At 72.9% G+C, this 22,178-nt stretch carries 18 protein-coding genes; 9 read left to right on the forward strand and 9 right to left on the reverse strand.

Annotated elements, in window-relative coordinates; translation table 11 throughout:
• Positions 1-47: 47 nt before the first annotated feature.
• Together ACWEVP_RS19010 and ACWEVP_RS19015 are read right to left on the reverse strand one after the other, a co-directional pair.
• Entirely contained in the window at positions 48-1,406 is a 1,359-nt protein-coding gene (locus ACWEVP_RS19010) for an MFS transporter (protein ID WP_452063841.1), read from the reverse strand.
• Positions 1,403-1,861 (reverse strand): carboxymuconolactone decarboxylase family protein, encoded by a 459-nt coding sequence (locus ACWEVP_RS19015; RefSeq protein ID WP_452063842.1) that lies wholly within the window; start codon positions 1,859-1,861, stop codon positions 1,403-1,405. Before ACWEVP_RS19015 ends, ACWEVP_RS19010 begins: the two co-directional genes overlap by 4 nt.
• 47 nt (positions 1,862-1,908) lie before the next feature.
• On the opposite strand from ACWEVP_RS19015, the gene pdxR reads away from it, so the two are divergent.
• Positions 1,909-3,291 carry a MocR-like pyridoxine biosynthesis transcription factor PdxR gene (gene pdxR / locus ACWEVP_RS19020; RefSeq protein ID WP_452063843.1) on the forward strand — a complete coding sequence of 461 codons (1,383 nt, stop codon included), beginning with the start codon at positions 1,909-1,911 and terminating at the stop codon, positions 3,289-3,291.
• Positions 3,292-3,296: 5 nt separating this feature from the next.
• Here the strand turns inward: pdxR and ACWEVP_RS19025 are convergent, their stop codons facing one another.
• Both ACWEVP_RS19025 and ACWEVP_RS19030 read right to left on the reverse strand, forming a co-directional pair.
• The gene (locus tag ACWEVP_RS19025; protein WP_452063844.1) at positions 3,297-3,650 is read right to left on the reverse strand and encodes a VOC family protein; all 354 of its coding nucleotides are present in this window, start codon (positions 3,648-3,650) and stop codon (positions 3,297-3,299) included.
• Between the two features lie 46 nt (positions 3,651-3,696).
• Entirely contained in the window at positions 3,697-4,497 is an 801-nt protein-coding gene (locus tag ACWEVP_RS19030; protein WP_452063845.1) for a hypothetical protein, read from the reverse strand.
• 259 nt (positions 4,498-4,756) lie between these two features.
• Between ACWEVP_RS19030 and ACWEVP_RS19035 the strand changes: the two genes are divergently transcribed.
• Positions 4,757-6,337 carry a substrate-binding domain-containing protein gene (locus ACWEVP_RS19035; RefSeq protein WP_452063846.1) on the forward strand — a complete coding sequence of 527 codons (1,581 nt, stop codon included), beginning with the start codon at positions 4,757-4,759 and terminating at the stop codon, positions 6,335-6,337.
• Positions 6,338-6,357: 20 nt separating this feature from the next.
• Positions 6,358-8,091, forward strand: coding sequence for a hypothetical protein (locus ACWEVP_RS19040; protein WP_452064009.1), 1,734 nt, complete (start codon positions 6,358-6,360; stop codon positions 8,089-8,091).
• Here ACWEVP_RS19040 and ACWEVP_RS19045 read toward each other — a convergent pair.
• Positions 8,085-8,735: a class I SAM-dependent methyltransferase gene (locus tag ACWEVP_RS19045; RefSeq protein WP_452063847.1), complete on the reverse strand. Its 651-nt coding sequence runs from the start codon at positions 8,733-8,735 to the stop codon at positions 8,085-8,087. The genes ACWEVP_RS19040 and ACWEVP_RS19045 overlap by 7 nt on opposite strands.
• Positions 8,736-8,867: 132 nt before the next feature.
• On the opposite strand from ACWEVP_RS19045, the gene ACWEVP_RS19050 reads away from it, so the two are divergent.
• Positions 8,868-12,878: an alpha-(1->3)-arabinofuranosyltransferase domain-containing protein gene (locus ACWEVP_RS19050; RefSeq protein WP_452063848.1), complete on the forward strand. Its 4,011-nt coding sequence runs from the start codon at positions 8,868-8,870 to the stop codon at positions 12,876-12,878.
• A 305-nt stretch (positions 12,879-13,183) separates the two neighbouring features.
• Here the strand turns inward: ACWEVP_RS19050 and ACWEVP_RS19055 are convergent, their stop codons facing one another.
• The gene (locus ACWEVP_RS19055) at positions 13,184-14,386 is read right to left on the reverse strand and encodes a polysaccharide biosynthesis protein (RefSeq protein ID WP_452063849.1); all 1,203 of its coding nucleotides are present in this window, start codon (positions 14,384-14,386) and stop codon (positions 13,184-13,186) included.
• 70 nt (positions 14,387-14,456) lie between these two features.
• Here ACWEVP_RS19055 and ACWEVP_RS19060 point away from each other — a divergent pair, with 70 nt between their 5' ends.
• Genes ACWEVP_RS19060 through ACWEVP_RS19070 form a run of 3 tightly spaced genes read left to right on the forward strand, consistent with a single transcriptional unit; the run spans position 14,457 to position 17,387 of the window.
• A complete protein-coding gene (locus ACWEVP_RS19060; protein WP_452063850.1) occupies positions 14,457-16,139 on the forward strand; it encodes a hypothetical protein in 1,683 nt (560 codons plus the stop codon).
• A 3-nt stretch (positions 16,140-16,142) separates the two neighbouring features.
• A complete protein-coding gene (locus ACWEVP_RS19065; protein WP_400893745.1) occupies positions 16,143-16,325 on the forward strand; it encodes a hypothetical protein in 183 nt (60 codons plus the stop codon).
• A gap of 3 nt (positions 16,326-16,328) precedes the next feature.
• On the forward strand, positions 16,329-17,387 hold the full coding sequence (locus ACWEVP_RS19070) for a hypothetical protein (protein ID WP_452063851.1): 1,059 nt from the start codon (positions 16,329-16,331) through the stop codon (positions 17,385-17,387).
• Here ACWEVP_RS19070 and ACWEVP_RS19075 read toward each other — a convergent pair.
• Complete coding sequence (locus ACWEVP_RS19075) at positions 17,354-18,508, reverse strand: glycosyltransferase family 4 protein (RefSeq protein ID WP_452063852.1); 1,155 nt, start codon at positions 18,506-18,508, stop codon at positions 17,354-17,356. The genes ACWEVP_RS19070 and ACWEVP_RS19075 overlap by 34 nt on opposite strands.
• 136 nt (positions 18,509-18,644) lie before the next feature.
• Here ACWEVP_RS19075 and ACWEVP_RS19080 point away from each other — a divergent pair, with 136 nt between their 5' ends.
• On the forward strand, positions 18,645-19,340 hold the full coding sequence (locus ACWEVP_RS19080; protein WP_452063853.1) for a class I SAM-dependent methyltransferase: 696 nt from the start codon (positions 18,645-18,647) through the stop codon (positions 19,338-19,340).
• Between the two features lies 1 nt (position 19,341).
• Here the strand turns inward: ACWEVP_RS19080 and ACWEVP_RS19085 are convergent, their stop codons facing one another.
• A complete protein-coding gene (locus tag ACWEVP_RS19085) occupies positions 19,342-20,409 on the reverse strand; it encodes a DUF3068 domain-containing protein (RefSeq protein WP_452063854.1) in 1,068 nt (355 codons plus the stop codon).
• 273 nt (positions 20,410-20,682) lie between these two features.
• On the opposite strand from ACWEVP_RS19085, the gene ACWEVP_RS19090 reads away from it, so the two are divergent.
• Complete coding sequence (locus tag ACWEVP_RS19090; RefSeq protein ID WP_452063855.1) at positions 20,683-21,174, forward strand: hypothetical protein; 492 nt, start codon at positions 20,683-20,685, stop codon at positions 21,172-21,174.
• On the opposite strand, the gene ACWEVP_RS19095 is transcribed toward ACWEVP_RS19090, so the two are convergent.
• Positions 21,171-22,175: a pentapeptide repeat-containing protein gene (locus ACWEVP_RS19095; protein ID WP_452063856.1), complete on the reverse strand. Its 1,005-nt coding sequence runs from the start codon at positions 22,173-22,175 to the stop codon at positions 21,171-21,173. The genes ACWEVP_RS19090 and ACWEVP_RS19095 overlap by 4 nt on opposite strands.
• Between the last annotated feature and the right edge of the window lie 3 nt (positions 22,176-22,178).

The raw sequence follows: 22,178 nt of genomic DNA on the forward strand, positions 1-22,178 counted from the left end.
CGCCGGAATCGTCGGTGCCCTCCGGTAGCGTGGAAAACGGGGGCTGCTCAGGCCGGCACCGTCGCCCGGGAGCCGCGGAACCGCAGCGCCACCACCGCCGTCAGCGCGATTCCCGTCGCGGCCAGCAGCACCGCCGTGCGCAGACCGTCCACTTCGGACGCACCGGAGCCGGCCACCGCCACGAACACCGCCAGCCCGACCGCCCCGCCGGCCTGCTGGGCCGTCGAAGCCACCCCGGACGCGATCCCTTGCTCCGACGCGGGAATCCCGGCCGTCGCCGCGCCGAACATCAGCGTGTACCCCGCTCCCTGGCCCAGGCCCAGCACGACCAGGGCCGGCACGACGTCCAGGTAGGACGCCGAAAGCGTCATCGACAGCCCCAGCAGGACGGTTCCGGCTCCGCCGGCGACCAGCGAAACCACCAGCGTCGGACGGGTGCCGTAGCGGGTGGCCAGCCGGCCCGCCGCCTGCGAGCCCGCCGCGATCGCCACCATCGGCACGCCGAACGCCAGCCCGGTCGCCAGCGCCCCGTAACCGTGCACGCCCTGGAAATACGCGGTGAGGAAGTACAGCACCGTCCCGAACGTGCCCATGTAGAGGGACGTCACGACGACCCCGGTGCCGAGGTTGCGCTCCCGCAGCAACCGCAAGGGCAGCAGCGGGTCGCGGCCGCGGCGCTCGATCACGGCGAACGCGGCCAGCAGGGCGAACCCGGCGAAAGCCGGGACCAGCACCGCGCCCCAGCCCAGCTCCGGGCCTTCGACCAGCGCGAAGACCACCAGCGCCGTGCCGAGCGTCGCGGTCAGCGCGCCGGGGAGGTCGAACCGGCGGCCGGGCACCCGGGCCGGGCCGGCCGGCAGCAGGACGAACGCGAGCGCCGCGGCCGCCGCGGCCGGCGGCACGTTCACGAAGAACACCGCCGCCCAGCCGGACGCCTGCGTCAGCACGCCACCCAGCAGCGAGCCCAGGATCATCCCGCTGCCGCCGGCCGTACCCCAGACGGCGAACGCGCGGTCGCGCTCGCGGCCGGCCGCGAACGACGTGCTGACCAGGGTGAGCGTCGCGGGGAAGAGCAGCGCCCCGCCCAGGCCCTGCCCGGCCCGGGCGGCGACGAGCAGGCCGGGGTCCCCGGCCAGCCCGCCCAGCAGTGACGCGCCCGCGTAGAGCGCGCACCCGGCGGCGAACACCCGGCGCGGGCCGAGCAGGTCGCAGGCCCGGCCGCCGAGCAGCAGCGCCCCGCCGAACGCCACGGCGTACGCGCTCACCACCCACTGCAGGCTCTGCGCGGAGAACCCGAGGTCGCGGCCGATGTCCGGCAGCGCCACGTACACGATGTTGTAGTCGAGGGAAATGATCAGCTGCGCGAACGCCAGCAGCGCCAGCACGGCGCCCGGACGGCGGCTCATCGCGCGACCCGCTCGTCCGTGCCGGGCACCTTCGCCGTGGTGATCGCGATGCGGTTCCACGTGTTGATCGTGAAGATCAGCGCGAGCAGCTGCGCCAGTTCCGCTTCGCCGAACTGGCCGGCGGCCCGGGCGTAGACGTCGTCGGGGACGCCGCCGGAAACCAGCGTGACGGCCTCGGTCAGGGCCAGCGCGGCCTGCTCCTGCTCGCTGAAGAAGTGCGCGGCTTCGTGCCACACCGCGACCATGTGCAGCCGCTCTTCGCTCTCGCCGGCCTTGCGGGCGTCGGAGGTGTGCATGTGCAGGCAGTAGGCACAGCGGTTGAGCTGAGACGCGCGGATCTGGACCAGCTCCACCAGCGCGGGGTCGAGCCCGGCGCGGGCGGCGGCGTCGAAGCCGATCAGGGCCTTGAAGGCCTTCGGGGCGGTCTTGGCGAAGTTGATGCGGGAGTTCGTCATGACCAGAAATCTAGGGCCGCTTTGACCTCCGTGTAGGGTGCATTTCTGTGCCGGAATCGTGGGTCAATTCGGGGGTCGACCTCCACCTGGAGCTGGCGGGCGGCGGCAAGCGGGCCGCGCTCATCACCGCCCTGCGCGACGCCGTCCGCACCGGCAGGCTCGCCGCGGGCACCCGGCTCCCGCCGTACCGCGCGCTGGCCGCGGACCTGGGGCTGGCCCGCAACACCGTCGCCGACGCCTACGCCGAACTGGTCGCCGAGGGCTGGCTGACCGCGGTCCAGGGCTCCGGCACCCGCGTCGCCTCGCGGGCCGAGCCGCTCCCGCCGGCGCGGACGCCGAAGAAAGCGCCCGTCCCGGCGCCGCGGTACAACCTGCGCCAGGGCCAGCCGGACGCGACGTCGTTCCCGCGCACGGACTGGCTGGCCGCCGCGCGGCGAGCGTTGAACGTCGCCCCGCACGACGCTTTCGGGCCCGGCGACCCGCGTGGACGGCCGGAGCTGCGGGAAGCGCTGGCCGGTTACCTCGCGCGGGCCCGCGGGGTGCGGACGTCACCGGAGCGCATCGTCGTGTGCTCGGGGTTCGCGCACGCGCTGCGGCTGCTGTTCCCCGCGGTGCTGGCCGGCCCGCTCGCCGTCGAAGCGTACGGCCTGCCGTTCCACCGCTCGATCTTCACCGAGGCCGGCGTCGAGACGATTCCCCTTGCGCTGGACGAAAAGGGCGCACGCGTCGGCGAACTGGCGGTGCCGACGGTGCTGCTGACGCCCGCGCACCAGTTCCCGACCGGCGGCCCGCTGCACCACGACCGCCGCACGGCGGTGCTCGACCACGTCCGCTCGTCCGGCGGCGTGCTCATCGAGGACGACTACGACGGCGAATTCCGCTACGACCGCAAGCCGGTCGGCGCGGTGCAGGGTCTCGACCCCGAGCACGTCGTCCACATCGGTTCGGTGAGCAAGAGCCTCTCACCCGCGCTGCGGCTCGGCTGGCTGGTGCTGCCGGCGGCACTGGTGGACGCGGTGCTCGCGGCCAAGGGCGAGCGCGAGGCGTGGGCGGGGGTGCTCGACCAGCTCACGCTCGCGGAGTTCCTGAAGGCGGGTGCGTACGACCGGCACATCCGGCGCATGCGCCAGCGCTACCGGCGCCGCCGCGACCTGCTCGTGGACGCGCTGGCCGAACGGGCACCGCACGTGGCGCCGACCGGCATCGCCGCGGGACTGCACGCGGTGCTGCGGTTGCCGCCGGGCACCGAGCAGTCGGCGCTGAAAGCCGCGGCGTGGCAAGGACTCGCGCTCGACGGACTGGCCGCGTTCCGCCACCCGGGCACCGACATGTCCACAATGGACGGCCTGGTGGTCGGCTACGCGACCCCGCCGGAGCACGCCTACCCGGCGGCGGTCGACGCCCTCTGCCGCGCTCTCCCGCCCGCGTGAGGCGATCAGGCGGGCTGCCACAGCTCGACGCGGTTCCCCTCGGGATCCGTCACCCACCCGAACCGGCCGACGCCGTCCATCTCCTGGACGTCGTCGACCACGTCGGCGCCCTTCTCCCGCAGTTGCGCGAGCATCGCGTCCAGGTCGCGGACGCGGAAGTTCAGCATCGTCTGCTGCGACCGCGCCCCGAAGTAGTCCGTCGAGGACTCGAACGGCGCGAACACCGTCGGCCCCGGCTCCTGCCGCCACACGCCGGTCGCGTCGAGGTCCAGGCCGAGGCAGTCCCGGTACCAGGCGCCCAGCGCCTCCGGGTCCGCCGCGCGGACGAAGTACCCACCGATGCCGAGCACGCGTTCCATGCCCCGATCCTGCCAGGGACCCGGACCCGGAACGCGTGCGGTGTCGCTAGCCGACGATGTCGATCTCGAACGGTTCGGCCGCGCTGTAGTTGATGTCGGCCCACACCGCGCCCGGCAGGTCGTAGCGCCGGTGGGAGGTCAGCTTGTTGTTGTAGCCGGGGGTCTGCGTCGGGTTGTGGCCGACGCCCTGGTGGTCGTTGCCCCAGGCGAAGATGTCGCCGACCCACATCGGCTTCGAGAAGCCGTCACCGCCGAGGCGCGGCCGGATGACCACCGCGGCGCCGGGGCTGCCGGACAGGAACACGCGGACCGCGTTCTGGTTGCCGTTGGGCGGGGTGACGGTGATGCGCTCCATGATCTCCACTCCGGTCGAGGCGGAACCGTTTCCGTCCACTCCGGGCCAGAAGTCCGCGACGGACGAGACGTCGTAGCCCGGGGCGACGTCTCCGCGGTACTGCTTGGCGATCGCGCCGTCGGGGATCGCGGGATCGCCGTTGTAGTGGGCGATCCAGTAGTGCGGCTCGGCGACGCCCGCCGACGAGAACGCCGACCGCACCGCCGGCCAGGTCGACAGGCTGCAGTAGACCGTCGGGTCGGCGCCCGCCTCGCGGCGCATCCGCACCCACCCCGGCGCCTCGCCCGGTGCGGCGTCACCGGGTTCGACGTCCAAGACGTGCCCGGCGTTGGTACTCGCTTTCTTGACGATGGTGACCTTGACCGCGTTGGGGAAGCGGGCCCAGTCGGCGTCCGACCAGGGTTCGAGCTTGATCCGGTCGATGTACCCCGCGACCATCTGCGCGCCGGCGGGGATGTTCGCGGCCGTGACCGCGTCGTACATCGTGCGCACGGGTTACGTCTCCGTTCGGTGCCGTTCGCCGTTTCGGGGACGGCGAAATCGTCTCCGCGATCCGCCATCGTGCTGTTACCCATGTGGGACGGGCGTCAAGCGGAAATGTTACGCACTGGCAGCCGATCACCAAAACGGCCGCAGCGCGCGATTTCTTCACCACTCGTTCACGAACCCGCGGTGACTTTCCGCTATCGGGGCTGGCTTCCCGCTCACCCGGCTGGCAAGCTGCCAGGACTTCACGAGGGAAGGCGAGTGCATGGCGGCACACCCGGCGCGGGCCCGGCGCGTCGACGCGCGAGTCGTCGTCCTGAGCGTGCTGCTCGTGGTGGCCCTGCTCGCCTGGGCCGGTGCCGACTGGCTGCGCGACCGCCTCGCCGCCGGCGGCTGCGACACCACGACGCCGGTGCACATCACGGCGGCGCCCGACGTCGCGCCGGTGCTCGGCGCGCTCGCCCGGACCGTGCCGGAGCCGGACTGCTACACCGTCGAGGTCACCGCGGCCGCGTCGACGGCCACCGCGGCGGCGCTCGAAGCCAACGGCGCGAACGGCCCCGACGTCTGGGTGCCGGAGTCGAGCAGCTGGCTGCTGCAGGCGCGTGACCTCGGCGCGTGGAACCTGCCCGAGTCCGGCCAGTCGGTGGCGAGCTCGCCGGTCGTACTGGCGCTGACCGACGACGTCGCGAAGCGGGCGGGCTGGCCGGGGAAGTCGCCGTCCTGGGCGGACGTCCTCGCGGGCGGCCCGGTCGGCCTGCCCGACCCGGGCCGCGACCCGGCGGCGATCGCCGCGCTGATCGGCTTGCAGCAGCTGACGAAGGACGCGCCCGACCCCGGCGCCGCGTTCACCGAAGAGATCCGCAAGGTGTCGGCGGTGAAGCAGCCGTTCACGGCCGCACCCGCGTCGGAGCAGTCCGTGCTGGCGCGCAAGCTCGTCGCCGCGTACCCGGCGGCCGGGGTGCCGAGCTTCGACTACCCGTACGTCGTGCTGCCGCGCGCGTCGGAGGCTTCGCGGTCGGCCGCCGAGCGGTTCCTGCGGCTGCTGCTGGACCAGACCGCGACGAAGTCGTTCGCCGACGCCGGGTTCCGGACGCCGGCCGGGCAGCTGCTCGGCGACCGGCCCCGTGACACGCGCACCGACGCCGCGCCGCGCCCGGCCGGGCCACCGGCACCCGACGCGATGTACGGCGTGCTGCAAGCCTGGGCCGGGGCCAACCTCAGCGCGCGCGTCCAGGTGCTGCTCGACGTCTCCGGCTCGATGGCCGCCACCGTGCCCGGCACCGGGCGCAGCCGGATGGCGCTGACGCTGGAAGCCGCGACGCAGGGGCTCGGGCTGTTCAAGCCGACGACGGAAATCGGGCTCTGGCTGTTCTCCACCAAGCTCGACGGCGACAAGGACTACAAGGAACTGCTGCCGATGCGGCCCATCTCCCAGCAGCTGGCCGCCGGCGGTGTCGCGACACTGCAGGCGGTGAAGCCGAAGCCCGGCGGCGCGACCGGGCTGTACGACTCGATCCTCGCCGCGTATCAGAACGCCCGCCAGAACTGGCAGCTCGGCCGGATCAACGTCGTCGTCGTGCTCACCGACGGCCGCAACGAGGACAGCGACTCGGTCGGGCTGCCCGGCCTGCTGGCCGAGCTGGGCCGCCTGCAGGACCCGCGGAAACCGCTGCCGGTGATCGGGATCGGCATCGGCCCGGACATCGACGCGAGCGAGCTGCGCCAGGTCTCGGCCGCCACCGGCGGCGAGTCGTTCACCACGCCGGACCCGCGCAAGATCTCCGACGTCTTCTACCAGGCACTGAGCAAGCTCATGTGCCAGCCGCCCGCCTGCAAGAATTGAGGACGCCCGTGTTGGTGGAGATGGAAAAGCCCGCCTCCCGGGCGCCGCGAAGACCGTCCACTGTGGTCCTCGCGGCGTTCGTCGCGGGCGTGGTGCCGTTCGCGTTCCACGCCTGGGCGGCCCTGCACGGGAGTTTCGCGCAGGACGACTTCGTCGTCACCTACCGGGCCGCCGCGGCCGGGCCCTTCGACCTCGGCTACCTCTTCCAGGACTACCACGGGCACCTGCAGCCCGGCGGGTTCTTCCTCGCCGCGGTGCTGACGTGGTGGGCACCGCTGAACTTCGCCCTGCTCATGGCCCCGCTGCTGCTGATGCGGGCCGTCGCGACGGTCCTGTTCTGGTGCGTGCTCGTGCGCTGCTTCGGCCGCCGCTGGGCGATCCTGGTGCCGTTCACCGTGTTCACGGCCTCGACGCTGCTGCTGGTCCCGACGCTGTGGTGGTCGTTCGGCGTCCAGCTCGTGCCGGTCGTCCTGGCCGCGGCCGGGGCGCTGCACGCGCACGTCCGCTACCTCGACGGCGGCGGCCGGTGGTGGATCGGCGCGTTCGCCTGGACGCTGTTCGGCCTCGCGTTCTACGAAAAGGCCGCGCTGATCCCGGTGCTGCTGGCCGGGGTGACCGTCCTGCTCGGACGGTCCTTCCGGGACCACGCCCGCTACTGGGCCGGGCACTCCGTGCTGCTGGCCGCGTTCGTCGCGGGCTACTTCGCGGTGACGGCGAGCCAGGTCGGCGCCGGCGCGCGACCGATGTCGGCCGGGACGGTCGCCGACCTGACCGGCCGGATGCTCGGCGACACGCTGCTGCCCGGCCTGGCCGGCGGGCCGTGGTCGGGCGCCGGTGCGGGCGCGACCTGGGCGGCGTCGCCGTTCGCGGTGGTCGCGGCGCTGCTCGTCGCCGCGATCGCCGTGGTGATCGCCGGGGTGCGTGCCGGTGGACGGCGCGCGTGGGGTGCGTGGGCGCTGCTCGCGGCCCTGTTCGCGGTGGACGTCGGGCTGCTGGCGCTGACCCGGCTGCGCGAAGTCGGGCCGTCGGCGGGCGACGACCCGCGGTACGTCGCCGATCTCGCGCTGGCGGCCGCCCTTTGTGGAGCGTTCGCTTTTCTGCGGCCCGGCGGAATTGCGCCGTCCGGCCGAAAGCGTGAACGGCCGATCGCGCTAGCCTGCTGCGTGCTTTTGCTCGTCAGTTCGGCGATCGGGTTCTCCGGGCTGGCGCCCGCGGTGCGGTTCGGGCATTCCGCGCAGTACCTCGGCAACGTCCGGGCCGCCGTCGCCGAGGACCCGGAGCTCGTTTTCTTCGACACCTTCGTGCCGTCCGACGTGGTGCACGAGTGGTTCGGCGCCGACTCCCGGGCCTCGCGCGTGGCCGGCCTGATCCCCGGCACGCACTTCGACCAGCCGACGAACCGGATGCACCAGCTCGACGCCACCGGTACGCCGCACCTGATCACCGGCGTGGCCGCGGAATCCCGCGGGGCCACGGGACCGGTGCCGAACTGCGGGTACACCGTCGGCGAGACGCCGATCCGCGTTCCGCTGGACAAGCCGCTGCTGGGCAGGTACCTGCTGAAGCTCGACTACTTCACCTCGGACGGCGGCGAAGGCCTGGTCGACCGGACGCCGGTGTGGTTCCAGGCCGGGCTGCACTCGCTGTACCTGCCGGTCGACGGCCTCTTCGACCACGTCGACCTGCGGCTGTCGAGCCCGGGCGCGCCGGTCTGCGTCGCGAAGGTCGAGGTCGGGAAACCGGTGGCTCAGTAGGGGTCGTACGGGCTGTCGTGCCCGAGCAGCCGCGCCACCGGCCGCAACCGCAGGCGCAGCAGCACCTTCACCACGACGTTGCGCAGGAACCACGGCAGCTGCGCCAGCACGCGGACGCGGTCCGCCGTGGACGGTGGCGCCAGCCGGAACCGCGCCAGCGACGTCGCCCGGTCCACGTAGGTGTACCGGCGTCCGAAGAGGACTTTCGCGATCGTGCCGAGCGTGACGCCGATCGAGGAAAAGCAGTCGTGCACCAGGATTTCCGCGCCCGGCGGCAGGTGTGCCGACCAGCGCAGGTCGTCGGTGTAGGTCCAGTAGTCGTGCTTGCCGTCGATGTAAAGCAGCTGTAAGGGCCGGTCCCAGTCAGGGCGCAGCTGCGTGCTGTAACCGGCGACGAGCTCGACGACGTCGTCCAGCCCGGCCTGCCGGATGTTGCGCTCGAACAGCTGCCGGGTCGGCGATCCGCCGAACAGCCTGCCGTCCACGAACGGGTCGACGGCGATCACCGTGGCGCCGACCGTGCGCGCGGCCGCGCCGAGGACGATCGTGGATCTGCCCTGGTGGCTGCCGATTTCCAGGACGACGTCGCCCTTCTCCAGGCGGCACACCGCGTCCCACAGCGCTTCGCCCTGCGCGCGCGTCATCCAGCCCTTGACCGGCTCGGCCAGAGCCCAGGCATCATCGAAGGAGATGGCGCACCTGCCAGAAGTCGGGAACTGTGCCTCCAACAAAACTGTCGGCACATGGTAGCCAGGTTTCGGCCTAGTATCTACCGGATGGTAACCGCCACCCGCGAACGGTCCCGGGACGACGCCCCGCCCTCGGACGGTGCCCGGAAGTTTTCGGCGGGCGCGTTCTTCCGCCGGCCGAGCACCTGGATCGCGCTGGCGCTGACCACGTTGTCATTCCTGCAGATGCCGGGGAAGACGACGTTCGACACCAAGCTCGACCTCGCCGTCGACCCGCTCGCGTTCCTCGGCCGCGCGCTGCACCTGTGGAACCCCCAGGCGACGGCGGGGGAGCTGCAGAACCAGGCGTACGGCTATCTCTTCCCGATGGGCCCGTTCTTCGCGCTGTGCCAGGCCGTCGGGATGCCCGCGTGGATCGCGCAACGGCTGTGGGGCGCGATCCTGCTCGTCGCCGCGTTCGGCGGGGCCCTGCTGCTGGCGCGCGCGATGAAGCTCGGCACCGAACGCACGCGGCTGATCGGCGCGGTCGGGTACGCGCTCGCGCCGCGCATGCTGACCGAGATCGGCGGCCTGTCCGCGGAAATGCTGCCCGCGGTGCTGCTGCCGTGGGTGCTGGTGCCGCTGGTGCGGGCCGGGACGATCGGCTCGCCGCGGCGGGCGGCCGGGTTGTCGGCCGTCGCCGTGCTGTGCATGGGCGGGGTCAACGGCGCGATGGTCGTGATGGCGCTCGTCCTGCCCGGACTGTGGCTGCTGACGCGCAAGTGGACGCGCCACCACGTCGAACTGGTGCTGTGGTGGTTCGTCTTCGTCGTCGGCGCGACGCTGTGGTGGATCCTGCCGCTGCTGCTGCTCGGCGAGTACAGCCTGCCGTTCCTGGACTACATCGAGTCCGCGACGAACACGACCGCGCCGATGTCGCTGTTCGAGGTGCTGCGCGGGACCAACCAGTGGGTCGCCTACGTCGTGCAGGGCACGCCGTGGTGGCCGGGCGGCTGGTCGCTGATCGACAACCCGGTGCTGATGCTCGCGACGGGCCTCGTCGCCGGCGTCGGCCTGCTCGGCCTGACCCGGCGCGGCCTGCCGGAACGCCGGTTCCTCGTGCTGGGCGTCCTCACCGGACTGACGCTGCTGACCATCGGGTACGTCGGCACGCTCGACAGCCCGGTGGCCGAACAGGTCCGGCACCTGCTCGACGGCCCGCTCGCCCCGCTGCGCAACGTCCACAAGTTCGAACCGGTGCTGCGGCTGCCGCTGATGCTGGCGTTCGTGCACGGCATCGCGAGCCCGGTCCGGGTGCGGTCCGCGCGCCGGTTCCTCCGGCCCGCTCTGGGGCTCTTGCTGGTGCTCGTGATGGCCGCGCCCGCGTGGCTGCTCAACCTGCGGTCCGGCCCGGGCTGGGACGAGGTTCCCGGCTACTGGTACGACGCGATGGGCTACGTCGCCAAGGCCGACCCGAACGCCCGGACGCTGCTGCTGCCGGCCACCGGGTTCGGCGAGTACGACTGGGGCCGCACGGTCGACGAACCCGCGCAGGCCATCGCGAGAAGCCCGTGGGCGGTGCGCAACCAGGTGCCGCTCGGGTCCGAGGGCAACACGCGGCTGATGGACTCGGTCGACGCGGCGCTGGCCGACGGCCGCGGCGATCCCGGGCTCGCCGCGCTGCTCGCGCGGTCCGGCTACCGGTTCCTGCTGCTGCGCAACGACATCGACCGCGAGCGGACGTCCGCGCCGCCGGTGGCGACCCTGCGGGCCGGGCTGGCCGGCTCGCCCGGCATCGGCAAGGCGGCGGAGTTCGGGCCGCTCGAGGTCTACGAGGTGCGCAAACCGGTGCCGCTCGCCACCGCGACGTCCACCACGGACGTCCCCACCGTGAGCGGCGGCCCGGAGAACCTGCTCCCGCTGATCGATTCCGGTCAGCTCGACCCGGCGACGCCGACGGTGCTGACCGGCGACGGCGGTTCACCCGGCGGCCCCCGGCTGGTGACCGACGGCCTGCGCCGGGCCGAACGGAACGTCGGTGGCGTGCGCGACAACCTCAGCCAGACCCTGACCGCGGGCGAGGCGTTCCGGCAGCAGCGCGCCGCGGGGGACGTGCTGCCGTTCCCGGGTGAGGAGCACCAGACCGTCGCCGCCTACCGGGGCATCCGCGCGGTGACGGCGTCGACGGCCGCGTCGTTCGCCGACGCGTTCGGCGGGTCCGACCCCGGCCACCAGCCGTTCGCGGCGATCGACGGTGACCCGCGCACGTCGTGGCGCTCGTCGTCGTTCACCGGGCCGATCGGCCAGTGGCTCGAGGTGGAGCTGGACACGCCTCGGCTGGTGAACTCGGTGGACCTGGAGATGGTCGACGACCTCCGCGTCGGCTGGCCGGCGACGCGGGTCCGGATCACCACCGACAACGGCTCGGTCGACCAGCAGGTGATCCGCGGGGCCGGGCCGCACACCTACGCCGTGGCGGCGGGCGTGACGCGCAAGGTGCGGATCACGTTGCTGTCGCTGGTGGTCGGGCGCCAGGACGGCAACGTCGGCATCGCGGAGCTGAAGATCCCCGGCACCGAACCGCAGCGTGCGCTGGAAGTCCCGGCCGACCTGCCCGCCGGCCCCGCGCCCGGCTTCGCGTTCACGCGGGGCGCCGCGCCGCGGTTCGCGTGCCTGCCCGCCGACGGTGCGGTGCGGTGCGACGCGTCCGCGGCCCGTGACGGCGAAGAGCCCGACGGCATCCGGCGCCTGTTCAGCACCCCGGCCGAGCAGACGTTCCTCGTCGGCGGCTCGGTGCTGCCCGCCGGCGGCGGCAAGAACCCGGTCGCGCTGCCGGGGGTCACGGTGGCGTCGACGTCGCAGCTGGGTGGCGACCCGGCGGCGGGCGGGTTCGCCGCGGTGGACGGCGACGCGGGCACGACGTGGCGTCCCGACGTCACCGACCTGCGGCCGGCACTCACGCTGAACTGGACCGCCCCGAAGCGGATTTCGGGGCTGCACATCGGGGTCGCGCCGGCGAGCGGCGCGCGAGCGCCGCGGCAGCTGGAGCTGGTGGGGAAGTCCGGGTCGCGCACGGTCCAGCTCGACGCGGGCGGATCGGCGTCCTTCGAGCCCTTGGACACCGACCAGCTGCAGATCGTGCTGCCGGGCGACGACGACGACCCCGCCGCGCGCGCGGTGGTGGGGATCGGGAGCCTGGAGCTGTCGGGCACCGACGGGCTGCTGCCCGGGCCGGACCCGGCGTTCACGGTGCCGTGCGGGTCGGGGCCGAACGTCCACCTCGACGGCCTGGACTACCGGACGTCGGTGCAGGGGACGCTGTCCGACATCACCGCGCACCGGCCGCTGGAACTGCGGATGTGCCGGGACTCCGAGGGCGGGATCTCGCTGCCGTCCGGCGGGCACGAGCTGCGGACCGACCGGTCGGACTCCTTCGTCGTCCAGGACCTGTGGCTGCGCCCGGCGGTGGCGGCCACCCCGCCGGTGCACCGCGCGGTGCAGGTGGGGAAGTGGGACGCGGCTTCGCGATCGGTGACGGTCGCGCCGGGCGCGGAGGCGGTGCTGGCGGTCCCGGAGAACGCGAACGCGGGCTGGGTGGCCACAATGGACGGTCGCGAGCTGGCCCGCACCCGCGTCGACGGCTGGCAGCAGGCGTGGATCGTCCCGGCGGGCGCGGGCGGGGTGGTGTCGCTGTCGTTCGCGCCGGACTCGGCGTACCGCAGCTCGCTCTTGGTCGGTGCGGTGGCGGTCGTCCTGCTGCTGGTGGGCGTCTTCTGGCCGGCCCGGCGGCGGCCGTTCGCGGTGCCGCCGGGCGGTTCCTTCGTGCCGGTGGTGCTGATCGGCCTGCTGGTGGCGCTGGGCGGGATGCTGCCGGTGGTGCTGCTGATCGCGTGCCTGCTGGCGCGGCAGTTCTGGGACCGGGCGCCGAGGTACGTGGCGTTCGGCGGGATGGCCGTGGCGGCGGTGGTGTCGGTGACGGGCCGGGTACTGGGCCACGGCCAGGAGTGGGCGTACGGCCCGGTGACCCAGGCGGCCCTGCTCCTGGCGGCGGCCGCGATGGTGGCGACGTGCGTGGACTGGTTCACCCGCAAGGACAACCCGACGGAACCGGCTGGTTAGCCGGGGAGCTCGGCATCCTGCTGAAGCGCCTCTTCGGCCCAGCGTTCCGCGGGCGGTCGTGCCGGGCGGGGACAGCTGTCCTGCCAAAGCCCCTCCGGCACCCCGAAGCTGTCATTGTGACTACGGCCGGCAACACCGCGTCAAGGCGGGAAAGATGCCTTGACCCGGCGCTGCCGGCCGTGTTCTGGCTTCGGATCGGGGTGCGGGGGAGTCTGGGTTCTCGTCGGTGCCCGTTCTCGGGGGCCTCTCGCCTTGGGCGGTTGGCGGATGGCATGAACGAGTCGTTCATGTCATCCCGGCCAGGCTCAAGAAACCCGCCGCGCCCGCAGCTCCAGAACCGCGCCCGCCACCGCCAGCCCGCCCGCGCAGCAAGCCGCGACCGTCACCACCTGCGTCGCCGATCCGTGCAGCCAAGCCGTGACCAGCAACGCCTCCACGCCCACGGCCGCCCACATCAGCACCGCGACCCGCCGATCCCCGTCGGCGAGCCGCGCGTACAACAGGATCTGCACCAGCGCCAGCATCGACCCCGCCAGCGCGAACGGCCACACCGGCATCGTGCTCCCGGCGTAACGCGCACCGCCGATCACCGCGAGCAACGACGGCCCCAGCACCACGGATGCCAGCACCACGAACGCATCCAGGAAAGCGCACACCGCCAACGCCACCGGCAACGCCCGCCGGCGCCCGGAAGAAGCGGCGAACCGGGGCAGCACGAGCACTCCCACCGCCTGCGGCAGCCAGTACGCGATCTTCGTGACGATCGCCCCGAGCGCGTACTCCCCGGCCGACGACGACGGCAGCGTGTGCCGCGCCAGCACCAGGTCCAGGTTCACCAGCAGCACCAGCGCCAGCATCGCCTGCGCCGTGTGGAGTACTTCCACGCCGTGGCGGTCGGCCCAGCGGGGCCGCGGGCGCCCGCACACCCACCAGCCCGCCACGACCACCGCCAGCGACCCGAGCGCGGTGCCGGCCAGCGCGCCCGTGGAAGAGCCCGACACCAGCAACCCCACCAGCGATCCGCCGACCTTGCCCACGCCCTCGAGCGCGATCAGCCCGGCGAGCAGCGCGAACCGGTGGGCGCCCTGGAGCAGCCCGTGGAAGACCCCCAGCAGCGTCAACGGCCCGAGCGCGGCCGTCACCAGCAGCGCCGGGGTCAGCGAGCCCAGGTGGAGCAGGAGCACCAGCAACGGGCTCAGTGTCAACGCCGCCGTCGCGACGATCGCGCTCGTCATCAGCCCCAGCGCGAACAGCGAGCCCCGCGCCGACGACGACGAGCGCGCGACCCGCAGCGCCACCACCGTCTGCAGTCCCATCGCCGGGACGACGCCGATGACCAGCACCGCCAGCAGCGAGCTCAGCTCGCCGAACGCCCCCGGCGCGAGGATCCGCGCGGCCGCGAGGCTCAGCACGTAGCTGCCCGCGTTGTTGCCCGCGAGCGCGAGCGAGACGAGGATCGCCGCGACCCGGTTGCCGGTCCGGGCCGGCACTTCGGTGGCTACGCTCAACGGCGGGCTCCCATTACCGGCGGGTAATTTCCAGGGACCCTAACCGCGCGGACACCGGAAAGGAAGGGCAGTGGACGCACCGGGCAGACGGCTCGCGCTCCCCGCGGTGTCCGCCCTGCTCGCGTTCGCCGTGTGCGCGCCGCTGCTCGGCCGCGGGTTCGTCCTGAGCTACGACATGGTGTTCGCGCCCCGCCAGTACTTCGTGCCGGACGCCTTCGGGATCGGCAGCACGCTGCCGCGGTCCGTCCCCGCCGACGCCGCCGTCGCGCTCGCCACCACCGCGCTGCCCGGGGACATCGTCCAGAAGATCGTGCTGCTGCTGGCGATCTTCGCCGCCGCGCAGGGCGCCGGCCGGCTCGTCCCGACCGAACACCTGGGCACGCGGCTCGTCGCCGCGACCGCGTACGCCTGGACGCCGTACGTCGCCGAGCGGCTCTTCATCGGGCACTGGCCGCTGCTCCTGGCCTACGCGGCCCTGCCCTGGATCGTCCGCGCCGGCCTCGCCGCACGGAAGCACGAACCGAACGCGCTGCCGAGACTGGTGCTCGCCTGCGCGCCCGCCGTCCTGACTCCGCCGGGTGGCGTGCTCGCGGCCGTCGTCATGGCCGTCGCCGCCGGTTCCCGCCGCCTCTGGCAGACCCTCGCCATCGCGATCGTGCTCAACCTGCCGTGGCTGGTCCCGACGTTCCTCGACGCCGGCGGCACGTACTCCGACCCGGCCGGCGTCACGGCGTTCAGCGCCCGCGCCGAAAGCTGGGGCCCCGCGCTGCTCAGCGTCCTCGGCCTGGGCGGGATCTGGAACTCCGAAACGGTTCCCGGCAGCCGGGCCATGCCGCTCGTCCCGGTGCTGACGCTCGTCGTGGTCGCCATCGCGGTGGCCGGGCTCAAGCCGCTCACCGAAAGGTGGGGAAAGGCGCCCGCGCGGTCCTTGTTCGCCCTCGGTGCCGCGGGCGTGCTGCTCGCGGCACTGGCCACACTGCCGGGCGGGGACGCGGTGCTGACCGCCGCCACGCGCCACCTGCCCGGCGCCGGGCTCCTGCGGGACGCCCAGAAGTGGGTCGCCTGGTGGGCGTTGCCGCTCGCACTGGGTTTCGCGCTGGCCGTCGAGGTCGCCGCGGCCAAGCTCAAGACCGGGCGCGGGCGCGTCGCGCTCGTGACGGCGGCGGCCCTCTTCCCGCTGCTCACCCTGCCCGATCTGGCGTGGGGTGGCTGGGGCCGGCTGGCCACCGTCCGGTACCCCGCCGACTGGCAGGCGGTGTCCGAAGTGCTCGGTGACCGTCCCGGCGACGTGCTGACGCTGCCGCTGTCGGCGTTCCGGGGGTTCGCCTGGAACGACGACCGCACCCAGCTCGACCCGGCGCCGCGCGTCCTGCCGAAACCCGTGCTGATGGACGACACCCTCCAAGTGGGAGCGGACCGCGTCGCCGGCGAGGACCCGCGCATCGGCGACGTCCGCGCCGCGACGTCCGCGCGTGAGCTGACGGCGGCGGGCATCGGCTGGATCCTCGTCGAGCACGGGACACCCGGCGAGGTCGACGGACGGTTGCTCGCCGGCGCGACGCCGGTGTGGTCCGGTGAGTGGCTGACGCTGTACCGGACCCCGGGTGAGCCGGCGGTGAAACCGATTTCGTGGGCGCCCGCCCTGGCGGCGAACGGAGTAGTGCTCGCGTCGCTGTGCGTCGCAGTGTTGTGCCGCATGTTACCGATGCGTACATTGGGCCGCGGCAGGAATCTCCCGCCGCGGAAGGAGTGACACGTGGGCACGGTCATCGGCGTGGTCGCCGCCGTCATCCTCGGAGGCGGTCTCGCGACCGGAGCGGGCTTCGCCCTCACCAAGGGCGCGGACCCGGACAGCTCCGCCCAGGTGCAGGAAAAGCTCAACGCACAGGTGAAGTACAACCCCGCCGACCACCCCGGCAAGATCTACGGGAACCGCTGACGCGTGACCCGGCTCGCCTCCGACCACGCCCACCGCGTCGTCGGGCTCTACGGCGACCCCACCGTTTCCTGGAGCATCCTCCTCGAAGCGGAACTCGGCACGGCCGCACCGGAACCGGAGAAGCTCCGCGCCCGGCTGGCGGCCGCCGTCCAGCAGTACCCGCACCTCGGTGCCGTGCCGGAAATCGAGCGGGCCGCGGACTTGCCGGCCACCCGCGACCGGTTCGCTTCGGCGCCTTACGAACGCGCTGCGCCGCTCCTGCGGATCGCGGTCGGCGAGTCCACGTTACTCGTCGCCGCGCACCACGGCGCCCTCGACGGCCTCGGCCTGCTCTCGCTGCTGGGCATCCTCCTCGACGTCCCGGTTTCCTCGGCGGCGCGGGGTATCGGCGAACGCACCGGCGGGAAACCCTTTGCCCTTTCGGCCCTCCAGCGGCTCGCTGAGGCGCTTTTCGCGCCGCCTGGCCGCATCACGCCCGACCGGGTCGCACCGGCCGCCGGTGACGTCTTCCGCGCCCGGCACGAGCCACGGCTGCGTCTCGGCGCGGCGGGGTTCGTCGCGGCCGCCGCCCGGGCCACCGGACGCTGGAACCGCGCGCACGGCGCCCGCACCGCGCGGGTCGTGGCCGCGCTGGGGGCGTCGTGGCGCCCCGGAGCGGCGCCGGAACCGGTGCACGACAGCGCGTTCTTCCGGCTGCGGCTGCGGCCCGGCGCCGACGTCGCCGCGGTGCTCGCGGCCCAGGCACCGGAACCGGACTTCCCGGCCCGCAGCAGCAGGCTCGCCCGGCTGGGCACGCGGCTGCTGGCGAGCCGGCTCGGCTCGACGTTCCTGGTGTCCAACCTGGGCGTGGTGTCCGCGGGGGATTCCGTGCGCTCGCTGGCGTTCTACCCGGCGGCGAGTGGGCGGTCAGGGGTGGCGTTCGGCGCGGCGACGACGGGGGAGGTCACCACGGTGACGGTGCGGGCCCGTCGTCGCGACTTCGACGAGGCCGCGGCCGGGCGGCTGCTGGAGGAGTTCCGGGCCGCGGTTCACGAGGCCAGCGCCTCGCCGCGCGCCACCTGACCCAGCACGCGCGGCCGAGGCGCCGGAACCCCGGAAACGTCCCGTACCAACGCCTCGAACTGCCCGACACTCGCGTCCCAGCTGTACATCCCGGCTCGCTCGGCGCCGGCCAGTCCCATCTCCGCGCGCCGCAGGCCGTCCGCGAGCAGGCCGTCCACCTGGGCCGTGAAGTCCTCGAAGTCGTTCGCGAGCAGGCCGGTGCGGCCCTCCACAATGGATTCGGCCACGCCACCGGCCGCGCGGTAGGCGACCGACGGCACGCCGTGCGCCGCGGCCTCCATGATGACGATGCCCCAGCCCTCCTTGACCGACGGGCACAGGTGCAGCCACGACCGCGCGAGGATCTCGTGCTTGGCGTGCTCGTCGACCCAGCCGTGCAGGACCACGCGGTCGGCGACCCCGCGCGAAGCCGCGTGCTCGCGCAGCACCTCGTCCCACGGCCCCTGGCCCACCACCTCGAGCTTCAGCGACGGCCACCTCCGCGCGAGCCGCGCGACGACGTCGATGGCGTGCTCGATCCGCTTGTGCGGCACCAGCCTGCTCACCGCGACCAGCGTCGGTGTCGCGTCCCGTCCGGACACGCACGCCGGCGGCGCGTCCAGTCCGTTCGGCACCACGGCCACCCGGGCGCGGTCGACGCCCAGCCCGGCCAGCTCGGTCCTGGTGACCTCGGAAACCGTGACGTACCGGCACTTCCGGAACAGCCACGGCGCCAGCCGCGACTCGATCCACCAGCCGACCCGGCCCAGCGTCTCGCCGAGCGCGCTGATCCACTGTTCCTTGTGGACGTGGTGCACGAGCACCAGCACGGGGCACCCGGCGACCAGCCGGGCGAAGAAGGGCATGCCGTTCTGGACGTCGACCACCAGGTCGGCGCGGGCCCGGCGAATGGCGCGCAGTGCGTGCGCGTACACCCCGAACTTGTTGCCGCGCCGCCGGTAGCGGACACCTTCGCGCCACTCGCCCGCGGTCGCGCCCGGGTAGGCGGCGCACTGGATTTCGACCCGGTACCCGGCTCTCGCGAGCCCTTCGGCCATCCGCTCGACGTACCGCTCCGACCCGCCGCCTTCGGGGTGGCCGGTGTCGCGCCAGTTGACGAGGAGCACGCGAGGTCGTTCCATCGGGTTATCCAAACTGTAGCGACGATGCTAGGTTACCGGTGCGTACACAGTAGATGAACGTAATCGGGAAAGCGACGGTTCAATGGTAGGTAATTCTGTTGTCGACCGGCCGCACCGGGCCACGCTCGGCCGTTCCGTGACGCTCTTCCGCACGTTCCTCACCGAGCAGACCGACCCGGACGGCTTCTATTCCGCGCTGGCCGCCGACTCGGTCCGGCAATTGGCGGCGCACACTCCGCTGTCCGGCCGCACGGTGCTCGACGTCGGCGGCGGGCCGGGGTACTTCTCCGAGGCCTTCCGCGCCGCCGGCGCGGTCTACCTGGGCCTCGACCCGGACGTCGGCGAGCTGTCCGCGCGCGGCGAGCCCGGCGAGAACATGATCCGCGCCAGCGGCACGGAACTGCCCGTGCGCAGCGGTTCCGTCGACGTCTGCTACTCGTCGAACGTGCTGGAGCACGTCAGCGAGCCGTGGGTGATGCTCGAGGAGATGTGCCGGGTGACCAAGCCCGGCGGCACGGTCTTCGCGTCGTTCACGCCGTGGTTCTCCCCGTGGGGCGGCCACGAGACCGCGCCGTGGCATTTCCTCGGTGGTTACTACGCCCGTGAGCGGTATTCCCGGAAAGAGGGGAAGCAGCCGAAGAACAAATTCGGCGAAAGCCTGTTCCCGGTTTCGGTCGGCGCCGCGCTCCGCTGGGCGAAGACGACGCCGCTCGCCGATCTCGTGGCCGGGTATCCGCGGTACCACCCGAGCTGGGCGATGTGGATCGTGCGGATTCCCGGCCTCCGGGAAATAGCCTCCTGGAACCTGGTCCTGGTCCTGCGGAAGAAGTGACTCAGCTGCCGGCGTAGGCCACCTGGCGCCGCCGGTGCGACGTCGGGGGCTCCGGCGGGCGGCGGCGGGCCAGCAGGATGATCGCGACGACGATCAGCACGCCACCGCCGATGCCGAGCCAGAGCGGGCCGGTGCTCGACAGGAACTCCAGCTTGCCCTTGTTCGCGTTCACCTGGTCGACCATCTGCGAGATCGTCTTGCCGTTGTAGGCGAGCGTCCCGTCGAACACGACCGTCGAGCTGCCACCGGTGCCGACGCGCAGCTCCTGGTGCTGCTGTTGCTGCTGCTTGACCTCGATCCCGGTGACCGGCTCGACCCACAGGGTGTTCACGCCGCGGTAGTAGAGATCCGCGTCCACAGTGGACTGGTCGGAGCCGACCAGCGAGCCGGGCACCTTCTTCGAGTCGAGCTTCGTGTCCGGGATCTCCTGGACGAACTTGTAGGTCTCGATCCCGTTCACCGTCTCGGTGCCGGTGTAGCGCGCGGTGACGGCCGCGCCGGTGTTGTCGTCGTAGACCTTGTAGTCCTTCTGCTCGGTGCCGAAGGGGAACTTGAAGTTCAGGCCGGGCTGCGCCTTCTCGACGTTCGTCTCCGGCGGCTTCTGACCGTCCTTGTCGGCCTTGTCCTTCAGTTCGGTGACGTAGCTGCTGTTCGCCGCGCACGACGGGTCGGTCGCGCCGCGCGGGTCGTAGCCCTCGCCGGTGCGCCGGTCGAAGCAGACCTGCCGCTTGCTCGCGCTGAGCACCGTGCCGTCGGCGTCGTCGGTGACCTGCACCGCGAGCAGCCAGACCGCGTAGTCGGTGTCCTGGTGCATCTCGGGCGCGGCGAAGTTCGCCTGCACGTGCGCCACCGCGGTCAGCTTGGCGTTCTCGCGGATGTTCGAGACCGGGCCGGAGCCGTCGTCGGTCACGGCGAGGACCTTGCTCGCGGTGCCCTCGAGCACCGACGTGGAGTCCTGGTCCAGCGGCACCTTGGCGAGCTTCGGGTAGACGTACGTGGGGAGGAGCACCGCCCCGGCGACGGCGAAGACGCCCAGTGCCAGCAAGATCAGGCCGAAAGCTCGTCGCAACGGTCCTCCTGGGTCGTCCTCGTCGACAGCACAAATTACCCGGCGGTAATCAGTGCTGCGGATAGTGGCCCGCGCCACGCCGCGCGTCAAAGTGTGACCGGCGGTCACAGACACCCGGTGCCACCGGAAGGTCGCATGTGGGCGGCCGTTCGGACCAAGCGACCAAACATGTTTGTTCCCGGGCACAACGGGCACGGGCCCACCATCGGACGATCCTCACTCCGCCGCGCCGTACCGCAAAGGAGCGCATCCCTTTTGCCCCAGGACCCTTCGATGGTCGCCATCGCGGCCACCGCGCGCTGGCGGGCCCGGATCGTGGCGGCGGCCGCGAGCGCGGGGATCACGCTGACCGACCCGCTGGCCGGCGTGCCCGGCATCCGGTTGCTCGCCTGCACCCCGGGCGACCTCGGCGTGATCGTGCCGAGGCTCGGCGCCGAGCCGTCCCGGGCGGCGATCGGCGCGCACTCGGACTCGATCGCCGACCGGGAACTGCGCGACGCCGTCGCCGACGTGGCGGCGCTGCTTTCCCTGCACGGCAACGTGGTGCTCGACCTCGACGCGGGCGGCCGCCGCCGCCCGGCAGCCCGGCCGGACGTGGTCGTCTCGGCCGGTGTGGACCGTCCCCAGTGGACGGAGCCGGCGGTGACGCTCCCGGTGGGCACGGACCGGCGCGGGGGTCCGCTCACGGTGGCGCTCACCGCCGGTCCCGGCTTCGAAGGAACGTTGCTGGAACTGGCTCGGCTGGTAGAGGCGGACGCGGCTTAGCCGTCGAACGTGGGTGGTTCGGCGAAGGTCGCGGTGCCGAAGTCGGGTTCTTCGCCGAACTCCGCGAGGTCGAAGGCGGCGGCGCCGGCGAAGCGGCTCCGCCAGAACACCGTGTCGGCGGCGAACCGCGCGCTGTGGAACTGGGCCTCGTCGGCGAACGTCGCGTCTTCGAACCACGCCGTCCGGCCGAAGACCGCGCCGGCGAACCGGGCTTCGGAGGTGAACGTCGCCCGCTGGAACCGGGCGCTGCCGGCGAAGCTCGCGTAGTCGAACCAGGCCCGTCCGACGAACGTCGCGCCCGTGAAGTTCGCGGCGGCGACCCGGCAGCCGATCAGGTCGAACTCGACCAGGGTGGCGCCGGACAGGTCGAGGTCCATGTCCGGCCAGAACGAGGGTTGCGGGTGCTTCGGGTCCTTGCCGGGGTTCAGGTGGTCGGCGAGCAACCGCTGGACGGTGAGCCGCACCTCGCGTTCCTGCCGCGCGTCGCCGGCGGGCAGCGGCGACGGCGGGCGCAGGCCCGGACGGCGGCGGGACACCAGCGGGCGCCGCACGCCGTTCTTCGCCGGCGCCGGTTCGGTGTATGGCGTGCGCAGGTAGGCGCACAGCACGTTGACCACCGTCTGCCGCTGCGCGGGGTTGTCCTGCGCGACGCGCTCGAGCGCGTAGCACCCGCCGTGGCGGACCGCCGCCTTGTCGGACCCGAGCTGCTCGACCGCCTTGAGGTAGAGCTCGGTGAGCCGCCGCTCGCCGGCGTCGTGCTCGGTGGTCCGCTGACGGCGCCCGGTGAGCACCAGCGCGACGACCCCGCCCGTGCCCGCGCCGACCGTCAGGCCGGTCTTGATCAGTTCGATCCGGTCCGACGGCGTGCCGCCGCCCACGAACAGCAGGAGCAGCGTGACCGCGGCCGCGGTGATCACCGCGACCGGCACGACGATGACGGCGATCGCCCACCACCACGTGCCGCCCCGACGGCGCCACCACCGGCCGAGGTCGTCGAGCACGCG

The sequence above is a fragment of the Amycolatopsis sp. NPDC003865 genome, assembly GCF_053605345.1.

Excerpts from the sequence above, each read along its gene's own strand:
- ACWEVP_RS19010 (WP_452063841.1), bottom strand. The coding sequence starts at position 1,406 with ATGAGCCGCCGTCCGGGCGCCGTGCTGGCGCTGCTGGCGTTCGCGCAG.
- ACWEVP_RS19015 (WP_452063842.1), bottom strand. The coding sequence starts at position 1,861 with ATGACGAACTCCCGCATCAACTTCGCCAAGACCGCCCCGAAGGCCTTC.
- ACWEVP_RS19025 (WP_452063844.1), bottom strand. The coding sequence starts at position 3,650 with ATGGAACGCGTGCTCGGCATCGGTGGGTACTTCGTCCGCGCGGCGGAC.
- ACWEVP_RS19035 (WP_452063846.1), top strand. The coding sequence starts at position 4,757 with ATGGCGGCACACCCGGCGCGGGCCCGGCGCGTCGACGCGCGAGTCGTC.
- ACWEVP_RS19040 (WP_452064009.1), top strand. The coding sequence starts at position 6,358 with ATGGAAAAGCCCGCCTCCCGGGCGCCGCGAAGACCGTCCACTGTGGTC.
- ACWEVP_RS19045 (WP_452063847.1), bottom strand. The coding sequence starts at position 8,735 with ATGACGCGCGCGCAGGGCGAAGCGCTGTGGGACGCGGTGTGCCGCCTG.
- ACWEVP_RS19050 (WP_452063848.1), top strand. The coding sequence starts at position 8,868 with ATGGTAACCGCCACCCGCGAACGGTCCCGGGACGACGCCCCGCCCTCG.
- ACWEVP_RS19075 (WP_452063852.1), bottom strand. The coding sequence starts at position 18,508 with ATGGAACGACCTCGCGTGCTCCTCGTCAACTGGCGCGACACCGGCCAC.
- ACWEVP_RS19090 (WP_452063855.1), top strand. The coding sequence starts at position 20,683 with ATGGTCGCCATCGCGGCCACCGCGCGCTGGCGGGCCCGGATCGTGGCG.